Source organism: Streptomyces sp. TSRI0107 (genome assembly GCF_001905845.1).
GTDB lineage: Bacteria > Actinomycetota > Actinomycetes > Streptomycetales > Streptomycetaceae > Streptomyces.
Window position 1 is genome coordinate 110,299 of record NZ_LIVZ01000016.1, and the last position, 13,891, is coordinate 124,189.

Here is a 13,891-nt window from a genome sequence, read left to right on the forward strand (position 1 = left end):
TGCGTCGAAGCGCGGGGAACCCCTATGGGCCGAGCGTTGGCTGCCTCCGCCGCCGTGTTTCAAAAGCGTGGGGCCTGGCGTGGGGTGGCGAAGTGTGGCGTTTGCCGTCCCGCGTATTTCTCTCCGCCGCCGCCACGGGAGGATGGGGCACGGTCGTCGGTGGATAGGACGCCCGGGTCCGTCGCCAGGTTCCGGGCGGTTCCCAACCACCCCTGGCCTTCACCGAAGTACGTACCCATCACGACCGCTGTGACGCTCCGTCGAGCAAGCCCAGTCGACCGCAATATGGGCTTACCCGAGGCAGTTTTAAGCCAACTTTGCCTTTCCGCAAGAGAGTCGGCTCCAAGTCCCTGAAATCACACTGACACCACCAATCCCACCAGGACAATGCTGGACATCTCCTCCTGACTGCGTGTACATGTGGAGACATTGCCAGCGGCGCAGATTGACATGGGGGTTTGCGATGCTTTTGAGCAATACGCGCCGGTCGGAAAGCCGGACGCCATGAACGCCCCGCACCCTCCGAAAGTGGCCGGAATCGATTCAACGGTTCCGGCGCCCGCACACACTGTCGCGCCCGCGTCGCTGGCCCCGGGCGTCCCTGCCGCGGCGACCGGACCAGGGGCTCTGCTCCAGGACCGGCTCGCCGGCTGGGTCTCCGATCTCACGACCCTGCACGAGCTCACCGAACGCCTGGTCCGCACGGACACCCTCGCGGACGCCCTGAACGAGCTGCTGCGCGCGGGAGCCGCGCTCGTGGGCGCCCGGCGCGGACTCGTCGTCCTGGAACCCGCCGACGGCCTGGCGCCCCGCGGCACCGTCGGCCTCGGCCTCGGCCCGTCGGATCTCGGCCACCTGGAGACCGTCCCGCGCGGTGCGCTGCCGTACGGCGACCTCCTCGACCCGCCCGCCGGACGGCCCGGCGGCGTCGCCGAGATCGTCCGCCCCGACCTGTTCGCCGAGGACGGGCTCGACCCCCGCCACCGCGAGGTGGCCGCCCGCCTCGGCTACGCCGCCAGCTACGCCCTGCGGCTGTCCACCGACACCGCCGGCCGCCTCGGCGCCGCCGTATGGGTCTACGACGAGCCCGCCGAGCCCACCGAGCGGCAGCGCCATCTCGTCGGCCTGTACATCCGTTACGCCACCGAACACCTCGCCCGGCTCCTCGAGGTCGAGCACACGCGCGCGTGCATGACGACGATCGCCGAGGAACTGCTCCCCTCCCGGCTGCCCCGGGTCTCCGGTGTACAGCTCGCCGCGCGGCACCGCACCGGCCCGCGCGGGGGCGGTGACTGGTACGACGCGCTGCCGCTGCCGGACGCGGCCCTCGGTCTCGCCGTCGGTTCGGTGACCGGCTCGGGGCCCAGCGCGATTGCCGCGATGGGCCGGCTGCGGGCGTCGCTGCGGGCGTACGCCGTGATGGAGGGCGAGGACCCGGTCGCCGTCCTGTCCGACCTGGAACTGCTGCTCCGGCTGACCGAACCGGCCCGCTCGGCCACCGCGCTGTTCGCGTTCTGCGAGCCCGCGCTGCGCAAGATCACCCTGGCCGGCGCCGGGCACAGCCCGCCGCTGCTGATCGGCGAGCGGCGCACCGAGTTCGCGGAGACCTCCGTCTCCGCCCCGCTCGGGATGCTGGCCTGCTGGGAGGCGCCCAGCGTGGAGATCGAGGCGGAACCCGGAGAGACGGTTCTGCTCTACACCGACGGGCTGCTGCACCGCACCGGCGACCCGGCCGACCGCGCCTTCGCCCGCCTGCACGCGGCGGCGGCCGGCCTGCCCCGCACCAAGCGGCGCGACCCGGAGGCGGTGGTGGACCACGTCCTGCGGACCGTGCTGCCCGACGGGCTGGACGAGGCCGACAGCGAGGAGGACGTGGTCCTGCTCGCGGCGCGGTTCGAGTGAAGGGCCACAACGGCAGGTGACGGGTCCTTCGGCACCTGGGCTCCCAGCTGTACGACCGTACGATGGGGGAGGTCCAGTGCCGTATCAAGGAGGATGACCGTGGCCGACGAGCTCACCCCGGAGACCCCGGAGGAGACGGAAGAGCCGATCAAGCAGCGGAAGAACGGCCTGTACCCGGGCGTGTCCGACGAGCTGGCCGAGAACATGCGCTCCGGCTGGGCCGACACCGAGCTGCACGACCTGCAGCCGATCGCCCAGGCCGCCGAGACCGCCGCCCGCCGTGCCGCGCTCTCCGCCCGCTTCCCGGGTGAGCGCCTGGTGATCCCCGCCGGCAACCTGAAGACCCGCTCGAACGACACGGAGTACGCCTTCCGCGCGTCGGTCGAGTACGCGTACCTCACCGGCAACCAGACCGAGGACGGCGTCCTCGTGCTGGAGCCGACGACCGACGGCCACACGGCGACCATCTACCTCCTGCCGCGCTCGAACCGCGAGAACGGCGAGTTCTGGCTGGACGGCCAGGGCGAGCTGTGGGTCGGCCGCCGGCACTCCCTCACCGAGGCCGAGAAGCTGTACGGCATCCCCGCCTCCGACGTGCGCGAGCTGGCCGGCAAGCTGCGCGAGGCCACCGGCCCGGTGCGCGTCGTCCGCGGCTACGACGCCGGCATCGAGGCGGCGCTGACCGACAAGGTCACCGCCGAGCGCGACGAGGAGCTGCGGGTCTTCCTCTCCGAGGCCCGGCTGGTCAAGGACGAGTTCGAGATCGGCGAGCTGCAGAAGGCCGTCGACTCCACCGTGCGCGGCTTCGAGGACGTCGTGAAGGTCCTCGACAAGGCCGAGGCGACCAGCGAGCGGTACATCGAGGGCACCTTCTTCCTGCGCGCGCGCGTCGAGGGCAACGACATCGGCTACGGCACCATCGCCGCCGCCGGACCGCACGCCTGCACGCTGCACTGGGTGCGCAACGACGGGCCCGTGCGGTCCGGTGATCTGCTGCTGCTCGACGCGGGTGTGGAGACGCACACGTACTACACCGCCGACGTCACCCGCACGCTGCCGGTCAACGGCCGCTACAGCGAGATCCAGAAGAAGATCTACGACGCCGTGTACGAGGCCCAGGAGGCCGGTATCGCGGCGGTGAAGCCGGGCGCGAAGTACCGGGACTTCCACGACGCCGCCCAGCGGGTGCTGGCCGAGAAGCTGGTCGAGTGGGGGCTCGTCGAGGGGCCGGTCGAGCGGGTGCTGGAGCTGGGTCTCCAGCGCCGGTGGACGCTGCACGGAACCGGCCACATGCTCGGCATGGACGTCCACGACTGCGCCGCCGCGCGGACCGAGACGTATGTCGACGGTGTGCTGGAGCCGGGCATGTGCCTGACCGTGGAGCCGGGGCTGTACTTCCAGGCCGACGATCTGACCGTGCCGGAGGAGTACCGGGGGATCGGCGTGCGGATCGAGGACGACATCCTGGTGACCGAGGACGGCAACCGGAACCTGAGCGCTGGGCTGCCCCGCAGGTCGGACGAGGTCGAGGCCTGGATGGCCGCGCTGAAGGGCTGACGTTCCCGCTTGATGGCCGGGCACCGACCGGGTGTCCGGCCATTGTCGCGGTGGAGCCGTGTGCCGGCTCAGCCCCGCGCCCCTTGGAGGGCGTCCAGGAACAGGGCGCCTGCCAGCAGGCCCGCGCTTCCCCTCGGGGCCCAGCCACGGGAGTGCAGGTCGGTGTCCAGGGCCGTCAGCGCCCTGGTTCCCGCCGGGGTCGCCGTGCCGCCCGCCTCCAGTACCGTCCGCGCGCCCGCCTGGACGTGGCGCAGGCCCGCCGGGCCCGCGGTGTGGAGTAGTTCCGTGTCCTGGAGGGTGGACATCACGGTGAGCAGGGCGTCGAGCCTCGCCTGAGATTCGGTGGCCCCCGCCGCGCGGGCCCCGGCCAGTGCCTCCCCTGCCCGCCGTACGTGCGGGAACCCCGCGCGGGCCTCGCCCCGCGCCCCCGGCGCCCCGTACTTCGCCGACACCGCCGCTCCCCGGGAGGGCCTGCGCGGGGCGGCGCGGTCCGGGTGGGCGGCGAGCCGCCTGGCCCGCGCCAGGACGCCGGCCGGTGCCGTTGCCCGGAGCCAGGGCCGCGGCCGCGACCAGCAGACCCAGCGCCCACAGGGCGCCCCGGTGGCCGCCGCCCGCGAGGGCCAGCGTGTGTTCGGTGGATCTGCCGATGGCGCCCAGCTCCGCCCGCAGCCCGGGCGTGGGCGCGCCGGTGCGGCGGGCGGCGGCGGCCATCGCCGCGAGGCCGGGCGCCAGCGCCTTGGCCGTCCAGCGCAGGGTGCGGTGGTCGCGGCCGGTGCCGCGGGCGCCCCGATCGCGTGGGTCGGGCAGGCCGGGCTTGGGGGTCAGCGCCAGCTGCCCGGTCAGGGCGGTCACCGCGGTCCGCGCCAGCGCCTCGTCCTCGCGGCTGTCCATCGCCGTATCTCCTGGCCGTATCTCCTACGACGAAGCGGTGGGCCCCGGCGCGTCGCTCGGCGGGGTACCCGTGGGCGCGCCGCTCGGGGGTGTGCCGCCGCCGGCGCCGCCGCCCGCGCCGGTGTTCTCGGCGTCCGGGTCGACGCCGAGGGTGAGGAAGCCCTTGTAGCCCTTGGACGGGTCCTTCTTCTTCACCGGCTCCAGGGTGAGCAGGCCGCTCGCGGCGCCGCCGCCGTCGTAGACCATGTCGTCGTCGAGCCGGGTGTAGGTGCCGGTGTGCCGGTCGTACGGCTCCAGGGTGAAGATCTGCTCGGCGATGTCGTCGGCGAAGAACAGCTGGCCGGTGAAGTTGACCTTGCCGCCCTCGTAGGTGCCGTCCTCCTTCTCGCCGCCGGTGTGGACCTTGACGTGGATGTGGCAGGTGCGCGGCGTGTACCAGCCGGGGAAGATCGTCTCGAACTTGACCACGCCGTTGGCGTTGGCGATCTGGTAGCCGCGCAGGTACGTGTCGTCGTCGGCGGTGGAGCCGTCCTCGCTCTCGGCCGGGGCCGAGCCGCCGGGGCTGGCGGTGGTGTAACCGGAGTAGTAGCCCCACGCGTCGCAGTGCCAGATCTCCACCGCGGCGCCGGGGACCGGGGTGCAACCGTCGGTGGCGTCGACGACGGTGAGGCGCAGGGTGAGCGGGACGCCGCTCTTGCCCTCGGTGATGTCCTTGCGGACCAGGGCGCCGTCGAGGTGATACGGCCCCTCGGTGACGCTCGTCATCAGCTGCATGCAGCTCTCGCTCGCCGAGGCCGCGCCGGTGCTCGCCGAGGCCGACGCGGTCGCCTCCGTGCCGGCGAACGCCGCCTGGTAGCCGGCGACGGCGAGACCGCCGGCGACGACCGTGCCGCCGGTCACCGCGAGGGCGCGGCGCCGGGTGAGGGATGTGTCCTTGTGGGCCGCCCGTTTCGGGGCGCCCGTCGTGTTCTCCGTCATGAGCGGGAACGTAGGAGCGCAGCCCGTCAGGGAGTTGGGTCCCGCGTAAGAGGGCGCTGTGAATGCGGCAGGGGCTCAGGACGCCGTCATCAGGGGGGCGTTGTCACGCCACTTCAGCATCTTGTCGAAGCTGACCACCGCGCCGCCCCGGCCCGGCTTGTTGCCGAAGTGGACGTGGTCGGCGAGTTCCCGGATGAGGCACATGCCGCGGCCGTGCTCCGCGTCGTCGGCGGCGGGGGCGGGCGCCGGGCGGGAGGTCGTACGGGTGAAGCCCGGGCCCGAGTCGGTCACCTCGATCCGGCACTTCTCGCCATCGAGGTACGCGGTGACCCGGTACGCCCCGGAGGCGCGTCCGCCGCCGTGCTCCACGGCGTTCGCGCAGGCCTCGGTGAGGGCGACGGACAGGTCGTAGGAGACCTCGGGGTCGACGCCCGCCGTCTCCATCGTGCCGAGCAGCAGCCTGCGGGCGAGCGGCACGCTCGCGGCCTCGCGCCGTAGATGGAGTGACCACCAGATGCTCATGCTCCAGCCTCCTGGGCGCCGGCCTCCTGGCCGCGGCTCGACATACCGTTACGTATTACCGCGCGCGTCCGTCCGTAAGCCCTCCGTCAACGTGATGCCGCCCATACGGGGGATGCGCCGAGGGCGCCAATCGGTGTATGTAGGGCCGAATGCGTCAGTCGGCGATTTTGCGGACCTGCCGTATGGCGGCGGTAAGTCCAGTGGGATGATGAGCCCGCCATGTCTGCCCCCCACGCGCGCCCGGCGCCCGCCGGACGCGATCTCCGGATGCTGCGGGCCGCGGTCTTCGCCGCGGTCTGCGTCGTGCTGGCCGCGGCCGGTCACGCGATCGCCTCGTGCGCCACAGTGCCGCTGTGGACGCTGGGCGCGGGCTTCCTGGGGGCCGTCCTGGTCGCGGCGCCGCTCGCCGGGCGGGCGCGCTCGCTGCCGGGGATCGCGGTGCTCCTCGCGGGCGGACAGACGCTCCTGCACATGCTGTTCGGACTGGGGCAGCACGGCACGGCGGGCACGGCGGGCACGGCGGCGACCGCCGCGACCGACGCCTCGCTGGTCCAGCAGGCCGCGCGGCTGGTGTGCGGCACCACCGCCGCGGCCCTCAGCCCCACCCAGGCCCAGCGCATCCTCGCGGACGCCCGGATCGATCCCGGCACGCACCTGGCCCATCAGCCGTCGGACGCCCTGTCCACGGCGGCGGGCTCACCGGCCGCGCTGCTGCCGTCCCTGCCGATGCTGCTCGGCCACGTCCTGGCGGCCGTCACCGCCGGCTGGCTGCTGCGGCGCGGTGACCTGGCGCTGCTGCGCATCCTCGGCCTGTCGGCGGAAACCGTCGCCGACGGCGCGTTCGTACGCTCCCTGCGCGCGGCGCTCGCGCTGGTGCGCGCCCTGTGCGCCGGGCTCCCGGCCGCGCCCCACGCGGGCCCGCGGCTGACGCGCGCCACGCCGCTCACCGTTCCCGAGCCCCGCACTCTCGCACTCCAGCACACCGTGATCCGGCGCGGCCCGCCGACCGCCGTGTTCGCCCTCGCCGCCTGACGCGACGCGACCCGGCACTCCACCCGCGGTGGGGAGGGTCCGCCGTCGCGCGGCACGCGCGCGTGCGCACTTCCGTCTTCGACGGTGCGCCGTTTTGCGCGCGTATCCCTCCCGAGCGGTGGACCGTCCGCGGTCCGCCACCGCGATCACGTCCGTCAACGGACTCTCACTCGAAGTGGAGTGCTCATCACCATGAAGGCTTCCCGTATCGCCGCCGCCGGCGCCCTCGCCGCCTCGGCCGTCCTCGCCCTGTCCGTGCCCGCCTTCGCGCACGTCACCGTGCAGCCGGAGGGCACGGCCGCCAAGGGCGGCTACGCGATCGTGGACTTCCGGGTCCCCAACGAGCGCGACAACGCCGCGACGATCAAGCTGGAGGTCAGCTTCCCGGCCGACCACCCGCTGACCTCGGCGCTGCCCGTGCCGGTCGACGGCTGGGACGTCAAGGTGACCAAGACCGAGCTGGACAAGCCGATCGATTCGCACGGCGAGAAGATCACCGAGGCCGTCTCCAAGATCACCTGGACGGCGAAGGGCGACGGCATCGAGCCCGGCTACCTCCAGAAGTTCCCGGTCTCCGTCGGCCAGCTGCCCGAGGACGCCGACGAACTGGTCTTCAAGGCGATCCAGACCTACGACAACAAGGACGTCGTGCGCTGGATCGAGGTGCCGCAGGAGGGCCAGGAGGAGCCCGACAGCCCGGCGCCCGTGCTGACCCTGTCCGAGGCCGGGGACGACCACCACGGCGGCTCCGGTGCCGAGGAGGCGTCCGAGGAGACCGCCGACGACACCGAGGCGGCCGCGCAGACCACCGCCTCCGAGGAGTCCGGCGACAGCACCGACACCACCGCCCGGGTCCTCGGCATCGTCGGCATCGTCGTGGGTGCCGCCGGCGTCGCCTACGGCGTGCTGGCCGGCCGTCGGCGCGGCAACGCCTGAGGCCAGTCCGCTCGTGGCGGGCGCCGGGGCCGCGGCAGGCCCCGGCGCCCGCCGGATCACTCCCATCCCAGGAAATACCGACATGCGCAAGAAGATGTTCGCGGCGGCCGCGCTGCTCGCCGCCGCCTCCCTGACCCTGACCGCCTGCGGCGGTGACGACGAGGCCGGTTCGCCGGTCTCCGTGGTCTCCGAGGAGACCGGTTCCGACAAGGCCGCCACCGTCCTCGATCAGCCGTTCGAGAAGCCGGACCTGGTGCTGACCGACACCCACGGCAAGCCCTACGACCTCCGCAAGGAGACCGCGGGCAAGCCCACGCTGATCTACTTCGGCTACACCAACTGCCCCGACGTCTGCCCGTCGACGATGAGCAACATCGCCGTCGCCAAGAAGCAGCTGCCCAAGGCGGACCAGGACGAGCTGCGCGTCGTGTTCGTCACCACCGACCCGGAGCGCGACACCCCCGAGGCCCTCGGCAAGTGGCTGAAGGGCATCGACCCCCAGGTCGTCGGCCTGACCGGCGACTTCGACACCATCCAGGCCGGCGCCCGCACCATCGGCATCTCCATCGAGCCGACGACGAAGGAGAAGGGCAAGGTCGTCTCCATGCACGGCACCCAGGTCATCGCCTTCTCGCCGAAGACCGACGCGGGGTACGTGCTCTACGGCGAGGACGCCACCGTCGACGACTACACCGCGGACCTGCCCAAGCTGGTCAAGGGAGAGAAGCCGTGAGGCGCGTCGCGGCGACCGCCCTGCTCGCCGCCGGGGCGCTGGCCCTCGCGGGCTGCGGCACCGGCTCGGACTCCGGTTCCGGTTCCGGCTCCGGCGACTCGGGCGCGGACCTCTCCGTCAGCGGCGCCTACATGCCGCAGCCGGTCTCCGACTCCATGGCGGCCGGCTTCCTGACCGTCACCAACGACGGCGACGAGGCCGCCGAGCTGACCTCGATAACCAGCCAGATCGGCCAGGTCACCCTGCACGAGACCGTCGACTCGGCGATGCGCGAGATGACGGACGCCGAGGTGCCCGCGCACGGCCGGCTCGTCTTCGAGAGCGGCGCGAACCACCTGATGTTCGAGAAGCTGAAGCGCAAGCCGAAGCAGGGTGAGACGGTCGAGATCGAACTGCACTTCGCCGGGACCGACCCGGTCACGGTCGAGATGCCCGTGAAGCCGGCGACGTACCGCCCGGCGTCCGGACACTGAGGGAGGGACCAACCACCGTGCCGCAGACCATCGCCCCGCGCGTCCGAAGCCTGGTGCTGCTGCTCCTGGCCGTCGTCGGCGCGCTCCTCGCCGGTGCGGCGCCCGCCTCCGCGCACGCCGCGCTCACCGGCAGCGACCCCCAGCAGGGTGCGGTGGTCGACAAGGCGCCCGCGCAGGTCTCGCTCACCTTCTCCGAGACGGTCTCGCTGTCCGACGACGCGCTGCGGGTCCTCGACCCCAAGGGCGGGCGCGTCGACACCGGCGAGCCGACCGGCACCGGCGGCGCCACCTACTCGGTGAAGCTGAAGCCCGGCCTGCCCGACGGCACGTACACCGTGTCGTACCAGGTCGTGTCGGCGGACAGCCATCCCGTCGCCGGGGCGTTCACCTTCTCCGTCGGCGCGCCCTCCGAGACCACCGTCACGGTGTCCGGCGAGACGTCGGACGGCGGAGTCGTCGGCCTGCTGTACGACCTCGGACGGTACGCGTCCTACGCCGGGTTCATCGTGCTCGTCGGCGGCGCCGCGTTCGTGCTCGCCTGCTGGCCGCGCGGCGCGGGCGTACGGGCCGTGCAGCGGCTCGTCGTCTCCGGATGGCTGGCCCTCACCGCGGCCACGCTCGGCTTGCTGCTCCTGCGCGGCTCCTACACGACGTCCGGGAAGTTCGCGGACGTCTTCGACCTGGACCTGCTCGGGCAGGTGCTGCAGACCAAGACCGGCGCGGCCCTCGTCTCCCGGCTGCTGCTGCTCGCCGCGGCGGCGCTGTTCATCTCCGTGCTCTTCGGGGCGTTCGCCCGGCGGGTCGAGGGCGAGGGCGAGCAGGACCGGAAGGAGACGCGGGACCTCGCCTTCGGACTCGCCGTCGGCGGGGTCGTCGTGGCCGCCGGGCTCGCGGCGAGCTGGGCCATGGCCGAGCACGCCTCCACCGGCATCCAGCCCGGGATCGCCATGCCCGTCGACGTCGCCCATCTGCTGGCCGTCGCGGCCTGGCTCGGCGGACTCGGCGCGCTGCTCGTCGCGCTGTACCGGGCACCCGTGGAGACCCCGCTCGGGACCACGGTCGTACGGCGGTTCTCCCAGGTCGCCTTCGGCAGCGTGGTCGCGCTGGTCGCGACCGGGATCTACCAGTCCTGGCGCCAGGTCGGCTCCTGGTCGGCGCTCACCGGCACCCGGTACGGGCAGCTGCTGTGCGTGAAGGTCGGGCTCGTGCTGCTGCTCCTCGGGGTCGCGTGGATCTCACGCCGATGGACCGCGAGGCTGGCGGACACGGTGAACGTGGCGGTGGAAGAGCGCGGGGAGCGCGTCGAGGCACGGGTCGGGAGCGCTGGGGCCGAGCGTCGGGCCGAGGGTGCCGGGACGGCGGAGGGCGCCGGCGAGAAGGGCGACAGTGCAGAGAAGGGGGCGTCCTCGTCCTCGTCGGCCTCGTCTTCCTCCTCCGACGCCGAACCCGACCCCGAGCGCGCCGCTCAGCTCGCCCGGCAGCGGGCCGCCGTCGACACCGCGCGGCAGAAGCGGGAGCGGGACGCCGACCCGAACCGGTACGGACTGCGCCGCTCGGTGCTGGCCGAGGCGGGTGTCGCCGTCGTCCTGCTGGCCGTCACCACCGCGCTGACGTCCACCGAGCCGGGCCGTACCGAGGAGGAGGCCAAGGCGGCCACGGCGGCCTCGTCGTCGACCTCCACGACCGGGACCGTCACCCTCGACATCCCCTTCGACACCGGCGGCGAGGACGGCAAGGGCGTCGTCCGTGTCGACCTCGACCCCGCGCGGACCGGCGCCAACGAGATGCACGTCTATGTGACCCGGCCGAACGGCCGGGCCTTCGACGTCCCCGAGGTGAAGGTCGCCTTCACCCTGGAGTCCCAGGACATCGGGCCGCTGCCCGTCGTCCCGGACCACATCACCACCGGACACTGGTCGGCGAGCGGAGTGCAGATCCCCATGGCGGGCGAGTGGAAGATCGCCGTGACCGTGCGGACCTCCGACATCGACCAGGTGACCGTCGACAAGAACGCGCAGATCGGCTGAACCCCACACCATGCCTGACCAGACGGCTGACAAGTCCATTGCGGAGGCCCGGACGCCCGGCACCCCCGGCGCCCCCGGTACGTCCGGCACGCCCCTGAGGGACGGCCTGTCCCGTCGCCGGCTGCTCGGCACCGCCGGTGCCACCGGGCTCGTGCTCGGCGCGGCGGGCGGCGCCGTGGGCTACGCCTCGGCGCCCTCCGCGGCGACGCCGCTCACCTCGCTCGGCGCCGGGGAGGTGATGTTTCACGGGAAACATCAGCCCGGCATCACCACCCCGACGCAGTCCCGCGGCCATCTCGTCGCCTTCGACCTCGCGCCCGGCGCCGGCCGCAAGGAGGCCGCCGCGCTGCTGCGTCGCTGGTCGGAGACGGCCCGGCGGCTGATGGCCGGCGAACCGGCCGGGCAGGACGACACGGACGTCGCCCGGGACGCCGGACCGTCGTCCCTCACGGTCACCTTCGGCTTCGGGCACGGCTTCTTCGGCCGTACGGGACTGGAGAAGCAGCGCCCGGTCGCCCTGGACCCGCTGCCGGACTTCTCCTCCGACCAGCTCGACAAGAAGCGCAGCGACGGCGACCTGTGGGTGCAGATCGGCGCCGACGACGCCCTGGTCGCCTTCCACGCGCTGCGCGCCATCCAGAAGGACGCGGGAAGCGCGGCCCGGGTCCGCTGGCAGATGAACGGCTTCAACCGCTCGCCGGGCGCCACCGCCCACCCGATGACCGCCCGCAACCTGATGGGCCAGGTCGACGGCACCCGCAATCCGAAGCCGGCCGAGCCCGACTTCGAGCAGCGGATCTTCGTGCCCGCGAGCGGGGAGCCCGCGTGGATGGCGAACGGCTCCTACGCCGTCGTACGCCGGATCCGCATGCTCCTCGACGACTGGGAGAAGCTGTCGCTCAAGGCCCAGGAGGACGTCATCGGGCGCCGCAAGTCCGACGGGGCGCCGCTGTCCGGGGGCGACGAGACCACCGAGATGGACCTGGAGAAGGTCGACGCCGAGGGCAACCTGGTCGTGCCGATCAACGCGCACGCCCGCATCACCCGGCCCGACCAGAACGGCGGCGCGGCGATGCTCCGGCGCCCCTTCTCCTTCCACGACGGCATCGACGCCGACGGGGTGCCCGACGCGGGGCTGCTGTTCGTCTGCTGGCAGGCGGACCCGCTGCGCGGCTTCGTGCCGGTGCAGCGCAAGCTCGACCGCGGCGACGCGCTGTCACGCTTCATCCGGCACGAGGCGAGCGGGCTGTTCGCGGTGCCGGGCGGGGCGGCGGAGGGCGAGTACGTCGGGCAGCGGCTGCTGGAGGGCTGACCGGGGTGCGCGGCGGTGAGACGTCCGAGCCATGGGGTGAGACGCCGCATTAGGGTGAGGTCATGCCAGCCAGCTATGCGTATCTCGGCCCCGAAGGCACCTTCACCGAAGTCGCCCTGCGCACCCTCCCGGAGGCGGCGACGCGGGAGCTGATCCCGTACGTGTCCGTGCAGTCCGCGCTCGACGCGGTGCGCAACGGTGACGCCGAGGCGGCGTTCGTGCCGATCGAGAACTCCGTCGAGGGCGGGATCACCACCACCCTCGACGAGCTGGTCGCCGGCCGGCCGCTGATGATCTACCGCGAGGTGCTGCTGTCGATCACCTTCGCGCTGCTGGTGCGCCCGGGCACCAAGCTGTCGGACATCAAGACGGTCACCGCCCACCCGGCCGCGCAGCCCCAGGTGCGCAACTGGCTGAAGGCGAACCTCCCGGACGTGACCTGGGAGTCGGCCGCCTCGAACGCGGACGGCGCCCGGCTGGTGCAGGAGGGCCGCTACGACGCCGCCTTCGCCGGTGAGTTCGCGGCCGCCCGGTACGGCCTGGAGGCCCTGGAGACGGAGATCCACGACGCGGAGAACGCCCAGACCCGCTTCGTGCTGGTCGGCCGCCCCGCCCGGCCCGCGGCGCCGACCGGTGCGGACAAGACCTCCGTGGTGCTGTGGCAGCGCGACGACCACCCGGGCGCGCTGCGCGACCTGCTGGGCGAGTTCGCGTCACGCGGCATCAACCTGATGCTGCTCCAGTCCCGCCCGACGGGCGCCGGCATCGGGAACTACTGCTTCTGCATCGACGCCGAGGGCCATATCTCCGACCGCCGGGTCGCCGAGGCGCTGATGGGACTGAAGCGGATCTGTCTCCAGGTGCGCTTCCTCGGTTCGTACCCGCGGGCGGATGTCCGGCCGGGCGAGGTGCTGCCGCCTCGGCAGGGGACGTCGGACGAGGCGTTCACGACGGCGTCGGACTGGGTGGCGCGCTGCCAGGACGGTCGGTTCTAGCCAGTCCCACTGTCCCACTGGTCCTACCTGCCGATTTTCGTTGTCCACAGAAGTTATCCACAGGTCCGCTTCTCGACCTGGGGACAAGTCGACAACGAAGTGCGATGTAGTCGACAAATCGCCCTACAGGCGGCAAGGCCGTCCACAGGGCCACAGGTCACCCTTCGTCCATCTGTTTCCTTCGATCAATCCTTTGGGGTGACCCAATTCCACTCGAAAGTGGAGGCGGGGGTGGTTTGGATCTGGAATTCCTCGTCCCGCTTGCCCGATTCGGAATGATCACTTCCGGTGTCCACAGATCTTTCGCACAGCCTGTGGATAACTCTTCGCGGCTGTGGATTCCTGTGGACGAACGGTCCTCAAGTCCCGCCCGCCACAAGGGATTCCAGAAGGTTCCGGTCAACGGGCGACCTTCCGGAGTGCCCCGTTCCGGGGGGTGAGATCCTTTTTATTGACAGCGTAGAGCACAGTCGGCAAATGGCGCATAACGGAACGTAAGTGGCGACGCGGAATAGTGGGTCGTGAGCCGTCAC

At 72.4% G+C, this 13,891-nt stretch carries 11 protein-coding genes and 1 pseudogene; 9 read left to right on the plus strand and 3 right to left on the minus strand.

What is annotated here, in order from left to right; translation table 11 throughout:
* The first annotated feature begins 450 nt into the window (after positions 1-450).
* On the plus strand, positions 451-1,902 hold the full coding sequence (locus AMK31_RS35050; protein ID WP_198948635.1) for a PP2C family protein-serine/threonine phosphatase: 1,452 nt from the start codon (positions 451-453) through the stop codon (positions 1,900-1,902).
* A 99-nt stretch (positions 1,903-2,001) separates the two neighbouring features.
* Positions 2,002-3,459 (plus strand): aminopeptidase P family protein, encoded by a 1,458-nt coding sequence (locus AMK31_RS35055; RefSeq protein ID WP_107468817.1) that lies wholly within the window; start codon positions 2,002-2,004, stop codon positions 3,457-3,459.
* A gap of 68 nt (positions 3,460-3,527) precedes the next feature.
* On the opposite strand, the pseudogene AMK31_RS35060 reads toward AMK31_RS35055, so the two are convergent.
* The 3 genes and pseudogenes from AMK31_RS35060 to AMK31_RS35070 form a co-directional block, all read right to left on the minus strand.
* Positions 3,528-4,350: pseudogene (locus AMK31_RS35060) on the minus strand (triphosphoribosyl-dephospho-CoA synthase).
* A 24-nt stretch (positions 4,351-4,374) separates the two neighbouring features.
* Positions 4,375-5,328 (minus strand): intradiol ring-cleavage dioxygenase, encoded by a 954-nt coding sequence (locus AMK31_RS35065; protein WP_198948636.1) that lies wholly within the window; start codon positions 5,326-5,328, stop codon positions 4,375-4,377.
* 75 nt (positions 5,329-5,403) lie between these two features.
* Positions 5,404-5,850, minus strand: a complete 447-nt coding sequence (locus AMK31_RS35070; protein ID WP_073944791.1) for an ATP-binding protein — start codon at positions 5,848-5,850, stop codon at positions 5,404-5,406.
* Between the two features lie 219 nt (positions 5,851-6,069).
* Between AMK31_RS35070 and AMK31_RS35075 the strand changes: the two genes are divergently transcribed.
* The 7 genes from AMK31_RS35075 to pheA all read left to right on the plus strand — a co-directional run bounded on the left by AMK31_RS35075 (position 6,070) and on the right by pheA (position 13,358).
* Complete coding sequence (locus AMK31_RS35075) at positions 6,070-6,882, plus strand: hypothetical protein (RefSeq protein WP_073944792.1); 813 nt, start codon at positions 6,070-6,072, stop codon at positions 6,880-6,882.
* 192 nt (positions 6,883-7,074) lie between these two features.
* The gene (locus AMK31_RS35080) at positions 7,075-7,818 is read left to right on the plus strand and encodes a YcnI family copper-binding membrane protein (protein WP_073944822.1); all 744 of its coding nucleotides are present in this window, start codon (positions 7,075-7,077) and stop codon (positions 7,816-7,818) included.
* 82 nt (positions 7,819-7,900) lie between these two features.
* On the plus strand, positions 7,901-8,551 hold the full coding sequence (locus AMK31_RS35085; protein ID WP_073944793.1) for an SCO family protein: 651 nt from the start codon (positions 7,901-7,903) through the stop codon (positions 8,549-8,551).
* Positions 8,548-9,024: a copper chaperone PCu(A)C gene (locus AMK31_RS35090; protein ID WP_073944794.1), complete on the plus strand. Its 477-nt coding sequence runs from the start codon at positions 8,548-8,550 to the stop codon at positions 9,022-9,024. The genes AMK31_RS35085 and AMK31_RS35090 overlap by 4 nt, the downstream gene beginning before the upstream one ends.
* Positions 9,025-9,041: 17 nt before the next feature.
* Positions 9,042-11,051: a copper resistance CopC/CopD family protein gene (locus AMK31_RS35095; RefSeq protein ID WP_073944795.1), complete on the plus strand. Its 2,010-nt coding sequence runs from the start codon at positions 9,042-9,044 to the stop codon at positions 11,049-11,051.
* Between the two features lie 10 nt (positions 11,052-11,061).
* Positions 11,062-12,363 carry an iron uptake transporter deferrochelatase/peroxidase subunit gene (efeB, locus tag AMK31_RS35100; protein WP_073944796.1) on the plus strand — a complete coding sequence of 434 codons (1,302 nt, stop codon included), beginning with the start codon at positions 11,062-11,064 and terminating at the stop codon, positions 12,361-12,363.
* Between the two features lie 62 nt (positions 12,364-12,425).
* Positions 12,426-13,358 (plus strand): prephenate dehydratase, encoded by a 933-nt coding sequence (pheA, locus tag AMK31_RS35105; protein ID WP_073944797.1) that lies wholly within the window; start codon positions 12,426-12,428, stop codon positions 13,356-13,358.
* Positions 13,359-13,891: the final 533 nt, after the last annotated feature.

Coding starts and splice junctions, on each gene's coding strand:
- AMK31_RS35050 (WP_198948635.1), top strand. CDS start 451: ATGGGGGTTTGCGATGCTTTTGAGCAATACGCGCCGGTCGGAAAGCCG.
- AMK31_RS35065 (WP_198948636.1), bottom strand. CDS start 5,328: ATGACGGAGAACACGACGGGCGCCCCGAAACGGGCGGCCCACAAGGAC.
- AMK31_RS35070 (WP_073944791.1), bottom strand. CDS start 5,850: ATGAGCATCTGGTGGTCACTCCATCTACGGCGCGAGGCCGCGAGCGTG.
- AMK31_RS35075 (WP_073944792.1), top strand. CDS start 6,070: ATGTCTGCCCCCCACGCGCGCCCGGCGCCCGCCGGACGCGATCTCCGG.
- AMK31_RS35080 (WP_073944822.1), top strand. CDS start 7,075: ATGAAGGCTTCCCGTATCGCCGCCGCCGGCGCCCTCGCCGCCTCGGCC.
- AMK31_RS35085 (WP_073944793.1), top strand. CDS start 7,901: ATGCGCAAGAAGATGTTCGCGGCGGCCGCGCTGCTCGCCGCCGCCTCC.
- efeB (WP_073944796.1), top strand. CDS start 11,062: ATGCCTGACCAGACGGCTGACAAGTCCATTGCGGAGGCCCGGACGCCC.
- pheA (WP_073944797.1), top strand. CDS start 12,426: ATGCCAGCCAGCTATGCGTATCTCGGCCCCGAAGGCACCTTCACCGAA.